Raw genomic sequence first — 23,375 nt, 5'->3', positions numbered from 1 at the left:
ACATTTAAAATTAAGTTTCAAATAATCATATTTAGATTTAAATAATAAAGAATTATCCTAAGAGCATGTGAAAATTAAAAATTTTGGCAACATGTGAAAATTAATCAAAAAAAGAATATAATCAAATAATCTAAAAAAATAAATTTTAAATAAAAGGTGAAGTTTAACGTTTAGATACTTCAATCATCCGTTCAACTGCACTCCTTGCATTATCTGCTGTTTCATCATCAACAGTTACTATACATTCCTCATTTAAAAGGGCATTTTTAACCTTTTCAAGGGTGTGGAGTTTCATAGTTTTACATATAGCTTCAGATAAAGCTGGAATGATTGTTTTTTCGGGATTTTCCCGCTTCAAACGGGTTACAAGGTCCACTTCAGTACCAATGATAAATGTTTTCTTTGGAGACTCTGCAACGTGTTTAAGCATGCCGCCTGTGCTTAAAACATAATCTGCAAATTTCTGAATTTCAGGGTCGCATTCTGGATGCACTAATATATCTGCATCCGGATATTTTTCCCTTGAAAAGAAGATATCCCCCGTAGTAAACATCTTATGGACGTAGCAGTGGCCTCCTTCAGGTATGGTAATTATTTCCTTGTCAGTTTGCTGGGAAGTATACCATGCGAGGTTCATATCTGGTCCAAAGAGTACTGTATCTTCATCAAGGCTGTTTACGATTTTAACTGCGTTTGATGATGTGCAGAGTATATCTGCTTCTGCTTTTGCTTCTGCAAGTGTATTAACGTATAAAACCACTGCTGCCCCAGGATGTCTTTCTTTTGCTTTTATTACTTCATCTGCAGGGAGCATGTGTGCCATTGGACATTCTGCTTGATGGTCAGGAATTATTATCTTTTTATCAGGATTGAGTATAGCTGCTGTTTCAGCCATGAAGTCAACGCCACAGAATACTACGAGGTCTTTTCCTTCAATCTCTGATGCTTTTATGCAGAGCTCGAGTGAATCTCCCATGAAGTCTGCAATTTCCTGTATATCTCCTGTTTGATAATTGTGAGCTAAGATTATTGCATTTTTCTCTTCTTTAAGTTTTATAATTTCCTTTTGTAAATCATTCAGCATAAAAATCGCCTTCAAGTAATATTAATTAAAATTAGTATAAAATACAGTAATTTTGAATATAATATAATTATAAATAGTATCTGTTTCATCCAATAAATACTTAAATCTTATTATTCATGACTTAATACTGTTTGGATACTGGCCAGCATCACTATATAACCTCATAATTTCTGCAGGTACATAATAAACAGCTTAGTTAATAACTATTTTAATCATTACTACCCATTATTCTACTATTTATATAAAAAATTAAATATGAAAATTAATTGAAAAAATAAAGATTATTTGAAGCTTCAAATTACACTTCATCTATTTCTGCACCTAAAAGTGCGTAACTGCAGGGACATTCTCTTTTATCTGGAGTTTTTGTTATTGCTTCAGATATTAACTTAACCAGATTCTCTTTTTGCCCTTCTACGACTTCAAATACTTCATCTATTGTCAGCTTGGTTGGAGATATTGATGCAGCATAATTTGATACCATACAGATACTTGCATAGCATATTTCAAGTTCCCTTGCAAGTATAGCTTCAGGTATTCCAGTCATTCCCACAACATTTCCGCCCAGCTGTTTGAACATTGCAATTTCTGCAGCAGTTTCAAATCTGGGTCCTTCAGTGCACACATATACACCATTTGGGACAACTTCACCTGACTCTATTAAATAGTTCCGTAAATCATGACAGTAAGGTTCTGTAATATCTATATGTACTGTTTTAGTGTCATAAAATGTGAATTCTCTTGTTTTTGTAAAATCAATGAAATCATGAGGTATTAAAAAATCACCAGGTTTAACAGATAAATCCAGAGATCCAACAGCATTGGTTGCTATTATTCTCTCAACGCCAATTTTTTTCATGGCATAAATGTTTGCCCTGTAATTTATCATATGGGGCGGATTTGCATGTCCTTTTGCATGTCTTGGCATGAATGCAATATCTTTACCATGTAATTTGAAAATGCTGATCTCTGGAGATTCACCATAAGGTGTTTCTATAATCTTAGTTTCAACGTCTTTTCCCATTTCAACGATTTCGTATATTCCTGTGCCGCCAATTATTCCTATCATGTTCTCAACTTTTTCTATGATAGTTAACTGTTCTGGATACACTAATAAATAGATATGCCTTTTCCTGTAAAGTATAAAAAGCGTTGTTTTTATCCATTAATACGGCTTAACCCGCTTATAATATTCTTCAAAATTAGTTTTATGTTTATCAATGAAATTAGAAATTTTTTCTTCTGAAATCTGATTTAGATGCATTAAGGGGCAGTAAACTGTAAATGAAATGACTGCAGTATCTAGATCTATATTATATATAACTTCAATCTCAATATTTTCGTCTTTGATATGGAAATCGTGCTTATTTAATTTTTTCTCAACTATTTCGCATTCTTCTTCAGTCAACATATCCTCTCTAAAAATCAACTGGAAATCTCTTGAGATATTTGACCCTTTATCCAATTTTTCTATGTCAAATTCTTTTATTCCCTCAAATTTTAACATAGTCAACCACTATATTATAGATCCACATTAATATTTTGTTTAATTAACTAGTTATTTATGATCTTTAAAAAATCACTTGGATTATGTTAGAAAAATATCCCCTGTTTTTTAGCTTCCAATTTGTTTACCGCATCCTGGAGGTTGTCTGCTGAAATCTGTTCCTGTTTATTAAAAGTTCTAAGAGCATCAGCTAATTTTCTGAGATCATCAGCAACAGCTTTATTGTCTCCACTCCTTAAATCCTGTGCTAATTTGCTCATTAATGGATCCATGCTATTCAATGTGTCCACTATTTCATCACTGTACGCGGATTTTAAACCAGATGCAATATCTCCCATTAAAAGTAGATCATATTCTAAAGCCATATTTTTAGTGGCAGTAATATTCTGTTTAAGCTCATTTAACGTGTTATTTATCGATTGGATTCCACGACCATTTTCCAGATCGTTGGCCTGTTTTTGCCGTTCACTTAAAGGAATACTGTTAAGCAGTGATAAATTTTCAATTCTATCAGCCTGCCTTTCAAGACTTGATATTTCCTCATCATAAGTTCCAGATTCGTTGATAGTTTTAATTTCATCCTTTAAAAGCTCAATATCTTTAGGCATTAAATAAGTGGTTGCATAGGCATAATAACTACCATATGCTCCTAAAACTATAATTATAACTGTAAGTATGACTATTAACTTTTTATTCATGCATTAGCCTCTTTAAATTTTATAATTAACCAAAAGGACTCCATTTTATAAATAAAGAGCAACCATTTTAACTATTACTACTTTTATTATTGTATATTATTAAATTATTAATTATTATAGTTATGAGTAGTCCCAAAATTGTACAAAAAAATAAAAAATGATCTAAAAGGCAGTTTATGCTATTTTAGACTATTATTCAGTAAATAAAAAAAATAGTAAACTAAATAAATATTATCCTGTTTATAAAAAATAAAAAGGGGTTATCCCTTTGCAACACCAAGAGGAATCATTTTTCCAACCATTCGAGATATTCCTGCATCATGTGATGTTTTTACAACTGCATCTACATCTTTGTATGCTCCAGGCGCTTCTTCTGCCACTACAGGCATTGAAGTAGCCCTTATTATAATTCCTCTGTTTTCCAGGACTTTTTGAACTTCTTCACCGCGGTATTCTTTCTTAGCTCCTGCTCGACTCATTTTACGCCCTGCACCATGAGCAGAAGAACCAAAAGTCTCTTCCATTGCCACATCTGTTCCTGCAAGCACATATGATGCTGTACCCATAGTTCCAGGTATAAAAACAGGCTGTCCAACTTTTCTGTATTCTTCAGGTATTTCTTCTCTTCCAGGACCAAATGCACGTGTTGCTCCCTTTCTGTGGACAAACAGCTCCATTTTTCTTCCCTGTACATTATGGACTTCTTTCTTTGCAATGTTGTGTGCCACATCGTAGATTATTTCCATGCCCATTTCTTCAGCATCCCTTTTGAAAACTTTTTCAAATGATTCTCTAACCCAATGTACAATCATTTGCCTGTTAGTCCATGCATAATTAGCTGCAGCTGACATTGCCTGGAAATAATCGGTTGCTTCTTCAGAACCAATAGGTGCACATGCTAACTGCCTGTCTGGAAGGTTAATCTGGTACCTTTTGGCTGCCCTGTCCATAACTCTAAGATAATCAGAACATATCTGATGTCCGCATCCTCGGGAACCTGTGTGGATTAAGACAGTGATCATACCTTCTTCTATTCCAAAAACTTCTGCAGTAGCTTCATCATAAATTTCATCCATTTTCTGGACTTCTAAAAAGTGGTTTCCAGATCCAAGAGAACCTAATTGAGGCACTCCTCTTTTTTTAGCTTTATCACTGACTTTACTGGAGTCTGCAGATTCCATTTTTCCATTTTCTTCCAGATGTTTTAAGTCCCGTTTCCAACCATATCCATTTTCAATAGCCCACTGCGCCCCATGATCTAGCACTTCATCAATTTGTCCAGGTTGAAGTCTTACTTTACCTTTACTTCCAACTCCAGAGGGCACATTATTAAAAAGAGTATCTACAAGTTCTTTCATTTTTGGTTTAACATCGTCTTCAGTTAAATTTGTCTTTATAAGCCTGACACCACAGTTAATGTCAAAACCAACTCCCCCAGGGCTTATAACTCCATTATGTGCGCTGAATGCCGCGACACCGCCTATAGGGAATCCATATCCAAAGTGGATATCTGGAAGTCCAATTGAAAATTTTTTAATACCAGGTAAACATGCTACATTTGAAACTTGATCTATTGCCCCACTTTCTATATCTTTAACAGTTTCATCGTTTAAATATACTCTTCCAGGGACTAACATCCCTTTTTTATAACTTGATGGGATTTCCCAGACACAATCTCTTATTTTTTTTAAAGTTCCTTCAACTTCCATAAGATAACTCTCCTATCGATGATTTATTTAAATTTAAAATTTTATTAAAATATTTAGCGTAGAAAAAAGTTAGATAACATCCAATTTAATTTTTGATCGAACTTTTAAAAAAAGGTTTTTATATTTGATGTCTTTGCGTATACAAAATATAGTCAGGTGCAAAAATTTTTAGATTATCTATTCAATTAAAATAGTGAAATATTGAATTAATTTAAAATCATTACACTGGACTTTCCAAAATATTATAAGTTTAATTTATTATACTCCTGACTATAAAAAAAATAAGAATTTTTGATAATTTAATTTCAAATAACACGCGGCTAGGGGTAATCCTTAATTCCCACACGCTGGGGAAATTTTGAACAAATACCAGGATACATCTTCTTTCCTTCTGATTCCAATTTTTCAGCTATCTCTACCTCAAGTTCCTTTTTGGCTGCAGATATAGAAAAAGCATTTTTACATATAGAAAGTCCAATATTTTCTTTTCCAAACTTTATTTCAAATTTAACTTCCCTCTGATGTTCCATATTATATAATATATCATTTAAAATATTATCAGATAATTTAAGGAATTTATTCTCCCCAGATACATGCGTATTAGTTCCAGTGATAATTTTTTCAATTAAGAATGGTTCACAGCCTTCAGTACTTGCAGCTTTCTTGTTTATCCAGTACAGGCCCATAATGATCTTTCTTTTGGGATGTATATTTCCAGTTATTTCAGCAGTACTCATTTTTATCCACGTTTAAAATAAAAAAGTTAATCCCGTTTCTTTTTAAGTATTTTGACTCTTTCGCTGAGCTGTGCATTTTGATCAGTTAAACCAATAAGTTCATCAGGAATTTCGCCCAATTTTTCTCCATACTTTAACTTATCAGTAACAGTTTTTTGCCTTCGGATATACGTTCCGACGTGTATATTAAATCCGAAGGGCAGATGATTTTCACATACGTCCCTTAATTCATCTATAACTGGTTCTGCTTCGATTTCTATCAGAATTCTACCTGTTTTAACCTGTAAATCAATTTCCTGGCCTTTAAGAGTTATAATCCTGCGGTCAGGATGTCCGCTTTCAGCTGGAGGAAGCCTTTGTCCCTGTAAAACCATTCTTTTCACGCCCCCAATTTCATCAAGGTCTTTTAACAAATTTTCAGTTGTATCAGCACTCAAATACCTGTGTGGAAAAATTTCAATATCCATTCAATCATCTCCTTTTAAACAAACCTTTGCAATCCTCTTTTATTATACGTCATCTCCTTGACGCCTTTTTACGCCATGATTATATGTCCTTATAAACATATCCAGGGATATAATCGGTCTGCTGACAGTATCCTGCATATCGACAGGGATTCTGCCGCCTTTAACTAACTGACGGCCAGATTCCCTGGCCGTTTCAATGACATCTTTTACAGGTGCCCCCTGTTCCAGCATGCGCTTAAGAAACAGAGCATGGGGTCTAAGAAGAGCCCCTGCAAACTCAAGGTCAGCGTTTCTGCAATAAGCTTTGATATGAGAAACCATTGAATCGAAGTTATCCAGTTCCCACAAGCCGCAACTGGATACAAGTACTAATTTACCATGTGTTATTTCCCGGTGTGGATGTCTTGTGTGGCCTTCCCTCAGCTCGATTGACGGCATTGCTCTAGGTAATAATCTCTCCAAAAACATCTGCATATGAGTATTAATTCCATCACAGTACACAGGCGTGGCTAAGACGAGGATATCTGCCTTGATTGCCTTAGGTGCTAGCCAGCTCATATCATCATTCAATATACATTTGCCAGGGTTTTTCATCCAGCAGCTGACTTCACCTTTACATGGATTGATGTTGAGGTCTTTAGTATAATAAATTTCAACCTCAGCATCCTCCTCTTTCACACCCTCCAAAAATGGGTTTAAAATTACTGCAGTATTTCCTTTATCTTTATTTGGACTAGAATTAATCACTAATACGTTCATAATATCGCCTTTAAATGAATTTAATTATTATCTATACTTAAATTCACATTTCAAATCATTCATCTAAATAAATCTAAAAGATCGCAAATTACCCTGCTCGTTAAACATATTCTCAAACCGTGGCAATAGCAAAATATAAAATTTTTTCATACGGAAATCTGTTTTCGTTTTTACCATGGTAGTATAACTTTTTAAGATCTTTAGTGCTTGAACCTTGTATATCTGAAAATCCGAACTGGCCTAAGAATTCCTCGAGTCCATCTTCCTTAATGCCAAATTTAAAAACATTAGCACCAGGCCTCTGTTTATTTCCTTCCATAACTCCAGAATCAAGTAAATAATCAAATACTACAGCACTACCATTACCTGAATTTTTTACAATAAAAGAAAGTGTTTCAGCAACAGCTTCTGGTGTAATATAATAAATAAATCCTTCCATAATGAAAAGAGTCTTCAATGAAGCATTGTAACCTTTCTTAAATAATTTTTCACTGATTTTTTCTGATTCAAAATCAACAGGTACATATACAACATTTTCCAAGTCAGATTGGAATATTTCTTTGATTTTTTGGGTTTTATATTGTTGAGGAGTTGGATGATCAACTTCAAAAACTGTAACATTTTCCAGGCCATCAATCCTGTAAGCTCGAGTATCAAATCCTGCCCCCAATATTACCAGCTGCTCAAGCCCTTCCTTGACTGACTTTTCTACAATGTCATCCAAATATTTAACTCTACTTACAATTGAATTAATACCTGCTTCAGTATCAGCTGCCATTTCCGGGTGTTCAACGAGAACTTCCCACATCTTAGGATTTATAAAATGAATTGCCAACGGATCATAACAAATACGTTCATCTTCACTTTTAGAAGATTCATATGCCCTTACATTTGCAATTAATTCAGCTTGGCCAATTTCAGTTTTTAATTCTTCAAATCTTCTTTTATCTTCCGTATATTGGCCAGATATCTTTTTTGCATATTCCATTAGATCATTAAAATCTTTTCCTTTATTTTCTGTTGTATTTTTTTTCATAATATCACCCTTAAACAAATTTAAATGTATTCAACTCAAATCCATATTACATTCATAATAATTCAATAAATAAATCCAAAAAGAGTATAAATTAGATTATACCCTCGAATAAACTTTTCTACCTGTTTTCCATGTTTCAGCCACAACAGGAGGGTTCTCCTGGTCCAAATCTCCTTCAAGAATAACCAGATCAGCAGCTAAACCCTTTTTGAGCATGCCTCTTTCTTTTTCAAGTCCGCCTGCGTATGCAGCCCCTGCAGTGTACATTTCAAGCCATTTCTCAAAGGATAATGTCTGGTCAGGGAATAAAACATTTCCACCGTTATCACTCATATTTGCCCCCATAACTGAAGATGTGACTGGATCTCTTCCATCCATGAATCCGCCAGGGTCGTCACTTGAACCAGCTAGAACAACCCCATTTTGTACCATATCCCTGAATGCAAACCATTTTAAACCTTTAAAAGGTATCTCTTTCAGGCCTTGTGAACCTTCTAAGAAACATGCCTGCACTGCAGAACATCCCCCCATTGATGCCAAGCGTTTAATCTGATCGTCACTCATAAGGAACAAATGTTCCAAACGCGGCCTCATTTCAAAGCCTTCAGGAGCTTTAGAAACTGCATTTTCAAATGAGTCCAAAACAGCATCTGTAGCTGCATTTCCTATTGAATGTACACATACCCTGAATCCATGCTGAGTTGCTTCAATTAACTTACTTTCGAAATCATCCCTTACTCTACCAAATTCGTATGTTTCGCCTCCAATTTCACCTGCAAATGCCATAAAACCATGTACACCACCGTCAGCAAAAAGCTTTAATGGACCTACACGCAGCCGTTCATCGCCAAACCCAGTGCAAGGCTTATCTGCACAATTGAAACCTTGATTATCCAGCATAACCTCACCATGAGGCATCATAAGTACAGAAACCGGTAATCTATCTTCATTATGCAGAAGTTTATATGCTGCTTCTGCTGCGGGAGTAACCCCTGGGTCCTGAACTGATGTGATACCAAATGAAAGAAGCTCATTAGCACGTGCTTCAATAAGATCTGCATAATCTTTGGTGTTTATTTCAGTTTTTGATTCCAAAGCTACCCTAAATAATGAAAATTGGGCATGTTCCATCATTAATCCTGTTGGATTTCCATCATTATCTTTAACTATATTCCCAAATGATGGATCTTGTGTTGATTTCCCAATACCTGCAAGCTTCAGAGCTTTAGAATTTGCCACACTCTTATGAAAGCTGTGGTGTATCAATAAAACAGGCCTGTCAAGATTAAGATTATCAATATCTTCTTTGGTGAACTCATCTCCACCTTGTTGCACGTCCATCCATGGATAAGCAATAATCCACCCATTTCCAGGGTTTTCCCGGGCATAATCTGTAATCTTATGGAGTACATCTTCTTTTTTAAGTATACCTCTCAAATTAATTCCATTAAGTAAAAGACATCCCCACGATAAATGGTTATGGGCATCGATAAATGCTGGAATTAAAGTCTTACCCTTTATATTAATTAATTCAAATTCTGCGTATGATTTCAATATACTTTTATCACCGACATCTATAATACGGCCATTTTGAATAACTACGACTTCTGCATTTTTCTTTTCAGGATCCATGGTCAATATCTGACCACCTGTAAATGCAATAATTTCTTCAGTTTCTGTTGTACTTTTTTTCAAAATATCACCTATTTTTTATCAAAAATACAATGGGAATAAACGATATCAAATTGTAAATCATTTTATCCCCATTTTCATGAAATTTTACCTTTTTTAATCTTCAAGATGTTCTTCAGATGAAAGTTCCTGCATTTCACCTAATTGCCCATATAATACAGAGTTTCCCTTGATATTTCTTAACACAGCCACCACAGCAGATATAATACATAAAACTCCCGTTATAAACATGATAATACTGATTGAGTTTGATAGAAGGGATGGACTCGCTGATAGTACTTCACCACTATAACCTGCTGTATTCAAGCTTATAGTCATGAAAATACTGGCAAATGATACACCCAATGCTCCTCCAAGGCTCTTAGCAGTGGTTGATACACTGGAAGCGATAGCGGTTTTTTCTCGAGGAAGGGCACTTAAAGTTTCAGTATTATTTGGACTTGTGAATAATCCATTTCCAACACCCCATAAAAGTAAAGCTATTACCATTAGACCAAGATTCATTATCAAGTACGCGTAACCCAACAATATGAAGGAAACTGCCGATATCAGTACTCCAAGCCCCGCAGCATATTTAGAGTGATATCTATCGTAGAGCATTCCACCCATTGGTGCTGCAAATATCATTGTCAGAGGCACGAGCATAAATAATAATCCCACTTGTGAAGGGTTGTAATCCATTACACCTTGGAAATAGAATGGTCCTATAACAAATGCCATGTTAAGAGCCATAGTAAATATTAACAAACTCAGTACAGGCAGCGAGAACATTCTATTTCTGAATATAGAAAGATCCAACATAGGATTTTTACATTTCGATTCCTGTAATAGAAATGCAATGAGAGAAAATACGAATATGACTCCATATACGGTTAATGGAACAGTAATTACTAAACCACTGGCAAGTTCACTGAAAAATAATATCAATGTAGCTACTGAAATAACAAGCATTATTGCCCCGGTCCAATCCATATTAAAGCTTTTGGATGTATTTTCAGGAATCTTAAGATATTTTAAAGCACAAACCAACAAAATGACACCAATAGGCACGTTAACAAGAAATATGTATTGCCAACCAATGAGGTTTGTAATAAAACCGCCGAGACCCGGCCCTATGAGAAAACCTATGGCTGTTACAACTCCAAAATATCCCATAGCTTTGCCTATTTCACTGGGAGGGAAAGAGTGGAATATTATAGCACCTGAAACTCCTGCGACCATTGAAGCTCCAACAGCCTGAATTATACGGAAGAGAATAAGTTCATTAATGCTAGCAGCAAAACCACATGCCAGAGAGCTTAAGGTAAATAAGGCCCATCCTGCCATGAATAATTTTGCATTGCCACTATATTCAGAGACTTTTCCAAAGAAAATAAACAAACCAGTCATTACTACCAAATAACTAGTTATTATCCACTGTGATTGCACTATGTTAACATTAAAGTGTGTAGTGATAGTAGGTAGCGCTATGCTAACCATGAAACCGTCCAAAACCGACATCAATACACCAATCAAGACTATAGCCAAAATTACATATCTATTCTTATATACAGAATCAGGTATTCCCACCTGTTCTTGAGCTGTTTGTTGCATTTTCAAATCTCCCAATTTTCACGGTATAACCAACAGTTTTTTGTACGACCATCGGTCACTAATATAACCAGTGGACAATTAGATATATAAATATTTTGATAACATGACAAGTAATTAGAATATTCCAGATTTACGTAGATTAAAAAAATTAAGCATATTTAATATTTAAATATACAATAACTTGCCCTAAAACATTAATTACACTAAAAACCAATATTTAACCCTGTAAAAAAGAAAAATAGATATTTAATTAAATTCTTTTATCATTATTTGATATAAAGCTGGCTTATAAAATCATCAAGGTCTTTAGTAAATTTCACATAATTGACCCCTTGACCTTTGAGTATCATCCTAAAATCAAAGGATAAATTACCTATATTTTCACAAATTAGAATCTGTATAGCTGCTATTTTCAAAGGATCTACATCAGATCGTATTGTTTCTTCTTTTATACCTAATTCTATAGATTTATGTAAAGTAAAGAATATTTCCTTACGTAACTTAAAAATTTCTTTTATAGTTTCATTGGCATCAACCTTTAAAAAATTAGATGGAAGATGTATAGAATAAAGCATGCTCTGCATCATAATTTCAGAATAATCACTGTGCAGCATATCACTTAAATCAAATCTTCCAGATTGAAAATAATTGTAAGCCTTGAAATAGTCAGCATATCTTCTAATAAATTCATTATATGCTTTTTTGAATGCAATGAGTTTTTCAAGTCCAGTATCCTCTTTTTCAACCTTTTCTTTGATCATTGTATTTAAAATAATGACCCCTCGTAAAACTACAGTATAAAAAAGTTCTTCCTTATTATCAAAGTAAATATAAAGAGTGGCTTTACCTAACCCAACCTTTTTAGCAATACCATTCATAGAAACATTATCGTATCCTTTTGAGAAGAAAAGTGTTTCTGCAGCGTCTAATATATCATTACGCCTTTGTTCTCTTTCCCTTTCCTTCCAATTTGAAACTGACATTCTTTCACCAAGATATATGTTGTTACTTGTTATCTTAATACTTTGACATTTATAGTCAAGAGCAATAATTAATTAAACTTACAATTAAAAAGTCCAGTTAATGGTTTTAATCGATAAAATTCAATATTTCACAATTTCATTTGTAGATAATATAATGATTTTTGCACTTGACTATAAAATCATATCTATTGAGTCAGGTACATGATTTATCAATTAAAAATTCGTGTAATAATTAAAAAAATAGCGGTGCAAATAATATAAAGGATTTCATTTACTGTCAATTAGAGTACTGAAGATTAAATTAAAATGTACCTTAAAGAATGCATCATCCTATTTATTCCTGATCATATGGCGTAAAAGATTTTCTACATCCATAAAATATTTTTCACTGTTAATTCCTCTGCTTTCCAGAATTCTTATGTGATCAGGGGGTACTTCTGACATACTTTTAGAAATTGCAGATAATAAAATAGAAACTTCTACAGGATCTACATCAGGCCTAACAGTTCCATCAATTATACCAATTTTAAGGGAGTCACGCATAACATCAAACCTTTCTTTACGCAAGCTCATGATTTCCCTGGCGTATTCACTTACTGGAGGAAGAAACTGAAAATCAGAATTGTGCATTATAGAATAAAGCCTTGCATCCTTACTGATTTCTTCTGCATATTCCCTATTTACTATATTCTCCATATCAAACCTTCCAGACTGGAAATAGTTGTAAATGTGGATATAATCAGGATAATCTTTTGTAAATTTATGATATGCAACTCTAAATGCAGCAACTTTGTTAATCCCATTTTCTGCAGCTGCAACTGCTTCTCTTATCATTGCATTTAAGATACGGGTTCCTCGAAGTACTATTGCAAAAAATAACTCTTCTTTATTTTCAAAGTAAAGATAAAGCGTTGCTTTACTTAATTCAACTTCTTTAGCTATATCATTCATAGAAACATTATCATATCCATTTTTAAAGAACAAGCTTTCGGCGGCATCGATTATGTCCTTCCTTCTCTGCTCTTTTTCCCTTTCTTTTCTGCTTTTTATGGGCATACCATCACCTTGCTGACTGACAGTAATATAATATCCGCTGGTTTATATATAAAAGATGAATTTATTAATAAAAGTTTGGTTTTAAACCTGAAATAGAGTTTAAAGTTAAAATTTAATTTAAAGTTCATCTGCATATTGTGTAAATGTTATAATCAAAACTATTATGTAATTGTTGATTAAAATGGAATTATTTTGAACTTCAACCTAACAGACTAATACCTTTAAAACACAGTAAAATTCGCACTTACATGTAGTCCTATTAACTTATTTAAAAAAAGCAGTTATCAATTAATTATAATTCGTGTTAAAAGTTTAAAAAAAAGAGAATATGGTGGAAATAATCCACCGTTCTCCAAACTTAGTTTGCAGGGGAAATTAAATCCCTTTCTCCGCTAGGTAAGAACTCTCTGAGTGCTCCTTTAGCAATGCATTCTCTTGGTGCAGTAAAGTCAAATGTAAGGTTCTTATCTGCAAATGCTATTTTAATTAAAGGATTGACACAGAAAGCGTCGCCTCTTGCAGCGTGAGGAGCCTGAGCTATTCCAGCGTATTCTGGCTGGTGACCTACGTTCATAGCGTAGTTAGGGTAGTTAGGTCCTCTGAGTTCGTGGATTAAACCTTCGTCGCTTCTTACTGATAGAGAGTTAGAAGCTCCACACTGATCTTGAAGGTCGTATCCGTAGAATCCGAGTCTGCTGTGTACTTCTTTGTGTAATATCTGGCTTAAGTACCATCCGTTAATTCCAGCGTTGGAGTTTCCAGTTGCAAATGCGGTTGAACAACCTGCAGCTGCTGCAGCGACTGCTGCTCTCTGGGATCCACCAAAGTGGCTTTCTAAGAGTGTTGGGATTTCGTACTGTTCCATTCCGTAGAGAGTTACTTCAGTTGTTATGTCTTTAACAACATCCATATCTGCTTTAGCCTGGCATAAACCAAATTTATCTTCTACGTATTCTTTACCATAGTATAAGAAGTCGTCGAGTATATCGTCAGTGTATGCTGCGGTAGCATACTGAGTGAATCCGACACCACCAGACATGTAAGATCCGAGCCAGATCTGATCGTATATTGCTGCACCAGCGCCTATAACTTCAAGACTTACTTTTGCAGGGTCTTCAGACACTCTAGAGGTCTGGATCATATCTGCTAAAACTCCGAACTGGATTCCACCAGGTTCGTTTGGTCCTCTTGCTCTTCTTGATGGTAAGATAGCACCCATTCCAATAACATCAGCGTGTTTAGCTGCGTATGAGAAATCAGCAATTGCTGCTTCTCCTGCACAGAGTTTGTATGCTGAGATGAAACTCATACCTATCTGCATTGCAGACCATCGGGATACAGTACCACCGTCACAGGATCTTACTACTGCTGTAGGGACTCTGCTGACCTGGTAGGTTTTCTTTCCTACGTATTTTTTGAGCATTTCAGCCTGTTCTTCTGGGAACTCTTTGTTTATGTCTATGAGTACTCTTTTATCGAGTTCGTCAGCTAAGTTGTCGTCACCAGTGAATATTTTAGCGTAACAATCGCCTACAAGACCAGGGTTTACTTCTACCATGTGTTCCTGCACAACAGCTCCACCAGGGAGTGCGTGGTTGATTGTTTCCATGTATTCGTTTATTGTTTCTGGAGTAACTTCAACACCTAAACGTTTTTCAAGAACTGCGTGACCGGTATCCATACCTACAATAACAGTCCTTTTAATATCATCTAAAAGCTGCTGGATAGCTGCATTGTTTAAGAAATGAAGGTCATCTCCTTCAACGTATGAGTCTGTTCCAGAGACTTTGTATGCCATTAATTTCCTTTGTCCTAATGGAACTCCGATATCAGGGTTGTAGAATGGGACTCCGCCCCTTTCTTCCATTAGTTTTTCAGCTTCTGCATTGAATTCTTTTTTCCTTGCAGACTGTTCCCAACCGCCGAAGCAGTAAAAGTTGGTGTGATTTTCATTTGGGTCTTCGTCAAATTTACCTTTTAAGGCTTTTGCGAAAAGCTTTTTTTCGTCTATCATTAGTCATCACCCAATTTACATTTTAAATCGTTTTTGAATACGCCTAATCCATAACCGCCTTTGGTTCTGGCGTCGTGTATGGTTTCGACTACTTCAATTGCTTCTTCATCATCTCTCATGCTTACGTTATCGTACCTGTAGATGGTGGTCATTTCTGCTAGATGTTCATCATCTAATGGTTCCCCTACAGCTACAGGTTCGTCAAGAGGTCTTCCTACTTGGTCTTTAACATAGGATACCTGACCGTCTTCTTCGTTGTAAACGTATCTCTGAAGTGCGTCAAACATTAAACCGTTTTCATCGAGTCTTAATGAGTGCCCGTGTACGGTTGCACCTCTTATACCTGTTTTTGCAGGATCAAATAATTCAGTTTCAATTAAAGTTTTAGACATTTTTTCTAAGTCAAGTTCCCTGATTTCTACAACTTGTCTTCCAGATAAAGTACCTGTGTCTACTCCTCTGAACCTCCACATGTAGGTTCGAGCCCTGTCATAAGGCTGTGCTGGAGCGTTGTACATGGAATCTGCAAATTGGACATATCTGGTCCTGACACCTTCTTTTGCACCAGGAATAGGTTCCACGAGTTCTTTCATCATGTCTAATTCAAAGTCCATTTCTTCAAGAGGAGGGTGTACTGTTTTGTATCCTTCCCCAGGGTTTCTGTGACCTAAAATTTTAACTATATCTTCATCTGCTACTTCCCTGATCTTTTTAAGTTCATAATCAGGGTTCATATGGTTCCTACGATTTTCAGCAATTTTTGTTTTTCCAGGTGTGTATTGAGCTTCATACGACATTTAATCACCTATTAATCTTACAGTTTCTGAGGATTTTGCACTTGGATCCACCATTCCAATTAACCGTGGATCAATACTTTTATCAAATCCTATGCCGTATTTCATATAATCTGAAACAGTGATATTTGTTTTTGTGAAAATACCTACTGAAACATCATATCTGAAGTTAAGGGCATCACTTAGGATTCTTTCTAGTTCCTCTTTAAAGGAATCCAGTTTTTCATGGTTTACAGTTACTATGATTTCTCCAACAGAAACTAAAAGTTCAAAATTCTCTTCTTTTACCTTAATAACCTTTCTATCTTCGTGATTTACGATAGTTCCTTTTGCAGGTCCGTACCCTACAACTCGTGGTAAAGATTTACCATTTACAAGAACCCTTAAAATTCCATCAAGGTCAATTATAGAGTTCAGTATTTTTTCAGTTGTTTTGGGTTTTAAAAGTCTGTGGGGAAATATTTTAACATCCACAGCTTTAATTTCGTTCATAAAATCACCTTAAACCTGCGGTATTATATTTTGTCTTTTATCTCTACTGCACCTTCTGCAACGTATTTGATAGGTTCTCTAAGGTAGTCAATATCACTGTAAACAGTTCCTACTAAGCTAGAGGTAGATTCAACAGAAAACATCTGTGTACCTGCATCTAAACACATGGAAGCTGCGTTACAAGGTACAGCATAACCTTTACTGTGTCGGGTTACAACGTGGTTTCCGTTGAAGGTTCCAGGACCTCCTCCACCGTATATACCGTGTGAGAAGAAACTCATACCTACACCAGTACCCTGTGCTCTTCCGTAGTCAACACCAGGAAGACCAGTTTCGTATTCTATTATATCGTTGTAGTAAAGAAGTGTAGAAGCAACACCCTGAGCAGCTCTGGATGCACCTATGTTTACTATTGTTGAACTTATTAATCCAGCAGCAGCATAAGCGTTCCATAAAGCCCAGTCAACAGGTTCATATATTTTGTATCCTGAAGGCATTGTTTTTGCTACTTTAATGACTCCGTCATCAAGTGCTCTTTCTACCAGTGAAGCGATTACTGTTCCTACAGTACCTTTTCCGTTTGCTTTAACCAGGTCGAAAACGATGTTATTAGCATTTAAACCCTGGTATGCAAGTCCTAATAAGTGGGACCTTTCGAATGCACCTAAAGCATCACCTATTTCGAACATTGAAGTTTGTTCTAATATTGCGGATAATGCTACTGCATTTAATGTGTTTTTCTTGGTTACTGCTACGATGTGGTTAGCTGCAATGGTCCTGAAACCGTAACCTAAACTGTCGAGCATAGCTGGAGGTGCAAGTAGTGCTGAGACATTAGCTCCTTTGAAGTCTACACTCTGAGGGTAACTTCCTAAAACTGCGGTTTTTATTGCAGAAGCATCAAATTGATCTACATCGAATGTGTCTATGATTGCCTGGATTACTGCTCCACCAGTAACTAATGTGGAAACTGTGTAATCTGCTGCCATGTTCATTCTCTGTGAAGGCAGCTGAACAAGAACCTGAGCCCCATTGTTAATTTGTTTGAGATTGAAATCGTCATCTTCGTCTATTTGGATAATTTTTTGAAGTTTATCAGCAATTACGTCTACGTTTTCAACTATTGGTAAATTTAATTCCCTTCCAGGAATAAAGTTTGCTTTTCCACCATAAGCTGCTTTTGCCAATGTTTTTTCTATCCCTGCTAAGTTAATAGCTACAGAACGTTTAACTTCCTGTACAATCTTAGAAATAGTAGGGTTGTACATTGGACTAATTGCTTCTAGAGGAACATTTTCTTCTAAAAGCTTTCCATCTACTCCATATAGGTCTATTTTATCTTCATATGTTGGCATAAAACTTACACCTCTTTATTTGTTTTCATTCTAAAATGAAATTTAAGGAGGATAAGAGACTATATTAGTCTCTCGCCCATTTAGCAGTTATTTTTTAAACAGAAATAGTTAAAATAAACCAATAGTGGCAAGTTATTCAGATAAGATCTCCCTAATCGGAGGGAAAATATGGTTTAACTCAACATTTTGTTTTCTGTTTAAAGGAAGTCATAGATCTCGTCGGAATTAGAAAATGATAACGTTAGGAGATTAATATAATCCTGGTTATTCGTTTCACATTTCCGTGGTTATGACTTAGTGCATTATTTGTAACCATCGGTAACCATGTTACTGGTGGTTACAATATAGCCAATGGTCATTATTGATATTTAAATGTTTTGTTTAAAAAAAGCAATGTACATATAAAGATAGAAGAAAACATAATTTTACTACATCAAACTAAAATAAATGTTTTCATAGAATTGAGGATTTAATATATCATTTTAATTAAAATAAATTTCTCTCAATTATTTTTTATTTGGATAAAAATATTACAAATATAACCATAGGTTATTTTGTTACCAAATGATATTCTATAACTAGAAGTAAGTCAGTATATAAATGTTTGGTTTTGAAGGCTGTATTTGAGCTAATTTTAAATTATTTAACACATAAAAATAAAATAAATTATTATTAACACCAATTAAATCACACAACACAATAAAAAAAGATATTTTTAATCAGGGGTTTAAATTAAGTATTAAAAATTAGTTAAAGTCCAATTTAGTTAGTATTAATAATTCCAAAAATAATTTTATATATCCAAAATGACCTGCACCATAACTCCATTATCCTGTTTGACATCCATCATATGGTAAGTAACTGCCTTTACCTCAGCCCTGCTTTCATGGATTTCGGGATTAAATTCTTCACCCCATGCTGTCCCTTTTAAAGAGAATCCGCCATTTCCTTTATTTATTTTGACTTCAAATTTAGAAAACATCAGGAAATCAACGTCCAGCATGAAAAGAAATTCTGAAAGCCAATCATATAAAAGTGCACATTCATCTTCTGATTCAACTTCAATTTTCCGTTCTATTTCATGTTCTATTTTTGATGTATCGGTCATTACTTCAAACATTGCAAGAGCGGCATTTTCAAACGCTTCATCCAGCGTTTTTCCATGTGCCCTATAGCCCACATCAGCTGTGACCTCAAAAAATTCAAATTTTTTGCCTTGATTATCGTTTTCCACTGTGCTACCTCAAAAAAAATATGGATATATAATCATATTAACCTTTGGTATAATCTAGGCAACTTCTCTTGGGAACTCTTCCCTCACTTTTTTAGCTTCTAACCCTCTTCCAAGTCTCCTTGCAACTTCTTCATAATATTCTTTAGTCTGTGGTGTTGTAGATGGATTTACTTTACTTAAAGCTGCTTCAAAGTGTCTTTTTGAAACTTTTTCAATTTTAATATTTTCGTGGAGTGCAATTACACCAGCTTTTCTGCACAATGCTTCTATATCTGCTCCAGAGTATCCTTCCGCCCTTTTAGAAAGATCTACAAGATTCACATTATCATCAAGAGCCATACTTTTAGTATGGACTTTTAATATTTCAAGACGTGCCTTTTCATCCGGCGGTGAAACAAGCACAACTTCATCAAATCTTCCAGGACGTAATAATGCGGCATCAATTAAATCAGGCCTGTTTGTAGCGCCAATTACAATAACACCCCTTAGTTCTTCTAAACCATCCATTTCAGAGAGTAATGTGTTTACCATTCTTTCAACTACCCTTGGTTCACCTGCTGCAGATCCCCTCATAGGAGCTATAGCATCTATTTCATCAAAAAATATTATACATGGAGATGCCTGTTTTCCTTTTTTAAATATTTCGGTTATTTTTCTTTCAGATTCTCCAAACCATTTGCTTAAAATCTCTGAGCCTTTAACTGATATAAAATTAGCCTTTGACTCTGTTGCAACCGCCTTTGAAAGCATGGTCTTTCCAGTTCCAGGCGGACCAAATAGAAGAATTCCTTTAGATGGTTGGATTCCAATCCGCTTAAAATCTTCAGAATTAGTTAACGGCCATTCTACAGCTTCTTTAAGAGTCTCTTTCAACTCCTGCAGTCCACCTATATCCTCCCAACGGATATCCGGAACTTCTATAAAGACTTCACGAAGTGCAGAGGGGCTGATTGATTTTAAAGCGTCCATAAAATCATTATTTGTTACAAACAATTTTTCAAGGACTTTTTGAGGGATAGTCTGCTCTTCAAGGTCTAATTCAGGCAGTATCCTTCTAAGTGCATTCATTGCCGATTCTCGGCTCAAGGCTGCAAGATCTGCTCCAACAAAACCATGTGTTATATCAGCAATTTCTTCCATATCTACATCATCTTCCAGGGGCATTCCCCTGGTATGAATTTGCAGTATTTCACTCCTACCATCTCTATCAGGAACTCTAAGCTCTATTTCCCTATCAAATCGTCCCGGCCTCCTAAGTGCCTGATCAAGTGCATCCGGCCTGTTTGTTGCACCTATAACTATTACTTTCCCCCTTTCTTTTAATCCATCCATGAGTGCAAGTATCTGGGCAACAACTCTACGCTCTACTTCTCCAGTAACTTCTTCCCTTTTTGGTGCAATGGCATCAATCTCATCTATAAATATTACAGTGGGCGCATTTTCTTCAGCCTCTTTAAATAAGTCCCTTATTTTTTTCTCGGCTTCCCCTACATATTTGCTCATAACCTCAGGACCGTTTATAGCAACAAAATTTGAGCCGCTTTCATTTGCAACTGCCTTAGCAAGTAGAGTCTTTCCAGTACCAGGAGCTCCATGTAAAAGAACTCCACGGGGCGGATCAATACCAAGTCTATCAAATATCTCAGGATGGCGCAGAGGAAGTTCTATCATTTCCCTTACTTTCTCTATCTCCTGCTTTAATCCACCCACATCATCATATGTAACATCCGGAACCTTTTTTTCAACGATTTCTACAGCCTCAGGCCGCACTTCTATTTCTGTAACATCATTTATTCTTACAATACCCGCAGGGTTAGTTGATACCACTGAAAATTTAATTTCACCCAGTGAAAATGGAGTTGTAGATTCAAAAAATTCTCTAAAAACTTTCTCTCCCCCAGGGAATTCTCGGAAGGTCTCTCTCGTTCTCCGTGGAGATATTAAAGATAAAATATCCCCCCTTGCTGCTGCTCTCCCCATTATATTCCTCTTTATGATATCTCCTGATGCCATTATTCTTAATCCTTTTGTTGCAGGGGCCAGGGTAACTTTTCTAGCAATTCTTATTTTAGCATGTCTTATGGTTACGGTTTCACCTATGGATGTGCCTGCATTTGATCTGGTAAGGCCGTCCATTCTCACTATTTCAAGCCCAATATCTGCAGGATAGGCATGTCCAACTATTGCACCTGTTGTTCTTTTACCGATTATTTCAACAATATCGCCAGGTTCAACGTCCATTTCCGCAAGTAATTCATTATCCATCCTTATAATACCCTTTCCAACATCTTGCTGTAATGCTTCTGCAACTCTAAGCTCAATTTCGCCAAGTTCAGGCATTAAAATCCCTCCGTAAAAGTAAAATCAAATAATGGACAATATACTCTAATATTTATGTTAATACATTGATATATATTTTTGTAAAGTTATTCCTCCATATTCTGATTACTTTTCATGCGCTCTCTATCTCTTCCTTTAAGTAACTGCAAATAGAGGATTTAAACAAGGAAGTGATTAATATGTTAAAAACTAGTAGAAATACCGCAATTGATCTAAGAAAAAAACGAAACTATATAAATTTAGAAGAAATAAACATGGCATCCTGCATTACAATAGCAATGATTGTACTTATTTTCATTTTAAGTGTTGCAGTTTTTGCTTCATTCCCAAACTCAAATATGCCTGCAGGTATCTAAAACAGGCCATATGAAACTCCACATAACCAAAAAAATAGCCGTACATTTCTCTTAAATTCAATTATATTTACAGCAAATAACGTAACTTTTTAAACTTATAATTATTTAGTGAAAATTAAATTTATATGATTTAAGTCAAAGAAATCATAGATTTCACAGAAAAATATTTGATTATTCACCATAAGTCAAATATAAGAAATATCTAAAGACGAGACATACATTTTTGGATTTCTTCTGTGTCGAATCTGAGTATTATAATCCTTGAGTTACCTTTTACTCCTTTTCCCGTGAACCTGGTATCAATAAGCCTTAAAAATTCAAGTTTATTTAAAATACGGTTAAAAGAAGCATAACTTGACTTAGTTTTCTTACTGAACTGACTGTAAAGTTCACCTGCAGTTAAATCTACGTCTGAAGTCCGTATAAGATCTAGTAATGTTCTTTCATCATCTGATAAAGACTTGAGAGTGTACATAAGATTTATAGAACCAGTATTTTTAAGTGCCTCTTGAATATGTTTTCGCTCTATTGTTTTAGATGCATCTGCTTCAGCCAGATTTCCACCTATCCTTAAAAGGTCGATTCCTACCCTTAAATCGCCATTTGATACCGTATATTCAGTGATTTCATCCAGTAATTCATCTGAAATCACCTCACTGTAAAAACCAATTCTGGCCCTTTCTTTTAATATATCTTTTATTTCTTCTTTTGAGTATGGATTGAATATTATTTCCTGGGGGATGAATATAGAATTAACATTTTTATCAAGCATGAACCTGAATTCAATATCAGACAGGATAGCAAACACACCGGTTCTTACACCTTCAAATGATTCATGAGCCCTTAAAATATCATAAAATATTTTATTGGCATTTTTACTGTAAAATAAGTAATTAATATCATCTAATGCGACAATGAGAGCTTTACCCTCGTTTGAAAGGTGCTGCATTATATTTTGATAAATTCTTGAAAAGGGAACCCCTGTTTCTGGAGGAGTATGTCCAAAAATCTTTTGATAAATCTGTGAAAATATACCAAACCGGGTTGTATGTATCTGGCAGTTTATATAAACGCAAACCACTTTATCTGATGTCCGCTCCACCATTTCAAAGATCTTTTTAATGGCTGTTGTTTTCCCGGTTGCACACGAGCCAAGTACAACTCCATTAACCGGCCTTCCGCTACGTAGTGCAGGCCTTATGCTGATTGCAAGGGCCTCCATTTGTGATTTTCGATACATGAAATTGTCTGGAATGTAGTCTGGATTAAATGCATCGATGTTTTTAAACAGAGTTTCATCATAAAGGAGAAGGTCATCAATGTCCATGGTCTTTACCTAAAAACTCATTATCTGAGTAGTTTTTAAATATATTATGTTTATATCAATACTAGCTTTATTTTTATCTATTTCATTATAAATCTATATAATACATACTACTTGTAGCTCCCCTATTTAATTATTTATTGAT

Annotated in this window: 21 protein-coding genes; 1 reads left to right on the top strand and 20 read right to left on the bottom strand. The window is 35.1% G+C overall.

The features are described 5' to 3' along the window. Window positions 1-163: 163 nt before the first annotated feature. The 19 genes from nadA to ASJ80_RS00500 all read right to left on the bottom strand — a co-directional run bounded on the left by nadA (window position 164) and on the right by ASJ80_RS00500 (window position 21,550). Entirely contained in the window at window positions 164-1,084 is a 921-nt protein-coding gene (gene nadA / locus ASJ80_RS00590) for a quinolinate synthase (protein WP_176720223.1), read from the bottom strand. 298 nt (window positions 1,085-1,382) lie between these two features. Beyond that, window positions 1,383-2,153, bottom strand: coding sequence for an S-methyl-5'-thioadenosine phosphorylase (mtnP, locus tag ASJ80_RS00585; RefSeq protein WP_048080931.1), 771 nt, complete (start codon window positions 2,151-2,153; stop codon window positions 1,383-1,385). A 96-nt stretch (window positions 2,154-2,249) separates the two neighbouring features. After that, window positions 2,250-2,591, bottom strand: a complete 342-nt coding sequence (locus tag ASJ80_RS00580; protein WP_069583370.1) for a hypothetical protein — start codon at window positions 2,589-2,591, stop codon at window positions 2,250-2,252. An 86-nt stretch (window positions 2,592-2,677) separates the two neighbouring features. Continuing rightward, window positions 2,678-3,289, bottom strand: a complete 612-nt coding sequence (locus ASJ80_RS00575) for a hypothetical protein (protein WP_069583369.1) — start codon at window positions 3,287-3,289, stop codon at window positions 2,678-2,680. A 260-nt stretch (window positions 3,290-3,549) separates the two neighbouring features. After that, complete coding sequence (locus ASJ80_RS00570) at window positions 3,550-4,998, bottom strand: RtcB family protein (protein ID WP_069583368.1); 1,449 nt, start codon at window positions 4,996-4,998, stop codon at window positions 3,550-3,552. 320 nt (window positions 4,999-5,318) lie between these two features. Beyond that, a complete protein-coding gene (locus tag ASJ80_RS00565; RefSeq protein WP_069583367.1) occupies window positions 5,319-5,735 on the bottom strand; it encodes a hypothetical protein in 417 nt (138 codons plus the stop codon). 26 nt (window positions 5,736-5,761) lie between these two features. Further along, window positions 5,762-6,202 (bottom strand): methyl-coenzyme M reductase operon protein D, encoded by a 441-nt coding sequence (gene mcrD / locus ASJ80_RS00560; RefSeq protein WP_069583366.1) that lies wholly within the window; start codon window positions 6,200-6,202, stop codon window positions 5,762-5,764. 42 nt (window positions 6,203-6,244) lie between these two features. Continuing rightward, the gene (locus ASJ80_RS00555) at window positions 6,245-6,961 is read right to left on the bottom strand and encodes a flavodoxin family protein (RefSeq protein ID WP_069583365.1); all 717 of its coding nucleotides are present in this window, start codon (window positions 6,959-6,961) and stop codon (window positions 6,245-6,247) included. A gap of 112 nt (window positions 6,962-7,073) precedes the next feature. Then, complete coding sequence (locus ASJ80_RS00550; RefSeq protein ID WP_245837414.1) at window positions 7,074-7,997, bottom strand: SAM-dependent methyltransferase; 924 nt, start codon at window positions 7,995-7,997, stop codon at window positions 7,074-7,076. A 96-nt stretch (window positions 7,998-8,093) separates the two neighbouring features. Next, on the bottom strand, window positions 8,094-9,692 hold the full coding sequence (locus ASJ80_RS00545) for an amidohydrolase (RefSeq protein ID WP_245837413.1): 1,599 nt from the start codon (window positions 9,690-9,692) through the stop codon (window positions 8,094-8,096). A gap of 93 nt (window positions 9,693-9,785) precedes the next feature. Continuing rightward, the gene (locus ASJ80_RS00540) at window positions 9,786-11,282 is read right to left on the bottom strand and encodes an MFS transporter (RefSeq protein WP_069583364.1); all 1,497 of its coding nucleotides are present in this window, start codon (window positions 11,280-11,282) and stop codon (window positions 9,786-9,788) included. Between the two features lie 266 nt (window positions 11,283-11,548). Beyond that, window positions 11,549-12,265: a TetR/AcrR family transcriptional regulator gene (locus ASJ80_RS00535; protein ID WP_069583363.1), complete on the bottom strand. Its 717-nt coding sequence runs from the start codon at window positions 12,263-12,265 to the stop codon at window positions 11,549-11,551. 330 nt (window positions 12,266-12,595) lie between these two features. After that, window positions 12,596-13,321 carry a TetR/AcrR family transcriptional regulator gene (locus ASJ80_RS00530; protein ID WP_069583362.1) on the bottom strand — a complete coding sequence of 242 codons (726 nt, stop codon included), beginning with the start codon at window positions 13,319-13,321 and terminating at the stop codon, window positions 12,596-12,598. A 358-nt stretch (window positions 13,322-13,679) separates the two neighbouring features. Beyond that, entirely contained in the window at window positions 13,680-15,332 is a 1,653-nt protein-coding gene (mcrA, locus tag ASJ80_RS00525; RefSeq protein WP_176720237.1) for a coenzyme-B sulfoethylthiotransferase subunit alpha, read from the bottom strand. Between the two features lie 2 nt (window positions 15,333-15,334). Beyond that, window positions 15,335-16,132, bottom strand: coding sequence for a coenzyme-B sulfoethylthiotransferase subunit gamma (gene mcrG / locus ASJ80_RS00520; protein ID WP_069583360.1), 798 nt, complete (start codon window positions 16,130-16,132; stop codon window positions 15,335-15,337). Beyond that, window positions 16,133-16,621 carry a methyl-coenzyme M reductase operon protein D gene (gene mcrD / locus ASJ80_RS00515; protein ID WP_069583359.1) on the bottom strand — a complete coding sequence of 163 codons (489 nt, stop codon included), beginning with the start codon at window positions 16,619-16,621 and terminating at the stop codon, window positions 16,133-16,135. A 23-nt stretch (window positions 16,622-16,644) separates the two neighbouring features. Further along, the gene (gene mcrB, locus ASJ80_RS00510; protein ID WP_069583358.1) at window positions 16,645-17,976 is read right to left on the bottom strand and encodes a coenzyme-B sulfoethylthiotransferase subunit beta; all 1,332 of its coding nucleotides are present in this window, start codon (window positions 17,974-17,976) and stop codon (window positions 16,645-16,647) included. Between the two features lie 793 nt (window positions 17,977-18,769). Then, window positions 18,770-19,210, bottom strand: coding sequence for an archease (locus tag ASJ80_RS00505; protein WP_069583357.1), 441 nt, complete (start codon window positions 19,208-19,210; stop codon window positions 18,770-18,772). A gap of 54 nt (window positions 19,211-19,264) precedes the next feature. Further along, window positions 19,265-21,550: a CDC48 family AAA ATPase gene (locus ASJ80_RS00500; RefSeq protein WP_069583356.1), complete on the bottom strand. Its 2,286-nt coding sequence runs from the start codon at window positions 21,548-21,550 to the stop codon at window positions 19,265-19,267. A gap of 179 nt (window positions 21,551-21,729) precedes the next feature. On the opposite strand from ASJ80_RS00500, the gene ASJ80_RS16730 reads away from it, so the two are divergent. Further along, a complete protein-coding gene (locus tag ASJ80_RS16730; RefSeq protein WP_176720222.1) occupies window positions 21,730-21,906 on the top strand; it encodes a hypothetical protein in 177 nt (58 codons plus the stop codon). A gap of 202 nt (window positions 21,907-22,108) precedes the next feature. Here ASJ80_RS16730 and ASJ80_RS00495 read toward each other — a convergent pair whose 3' ends face one another. Continuing rightward, on the bottom strand, window positions 22,109-23,233 hold the full coding sequence (locus ASJ80_RS00495) for an ORC1-type DNA replication protein (protein ID WP_069583355.1): 1,125 nt from the start codon (window positions 23,231-23,233) through the stop codon (window positions 22,109-22,111). Window positions 23,234-23,375: the final 142 nt, after the last annotated feature.

It is taken from the genome of Methanobacterium bryantii, from assembly GCF_002287175.1.
Classification (GTDB): Archaea; Methanobacteriota; Methanobacteria; order Methanobacteriales; family Methanobacteriaceae; genus Methanobacterium_D; species Methanobacterium_D bryantii.
The sequence above is the reverse complement of the archived record's forward strand: the minus strand, read 5'-3'. Positions and strand labels throughout refer to the sequence as shown.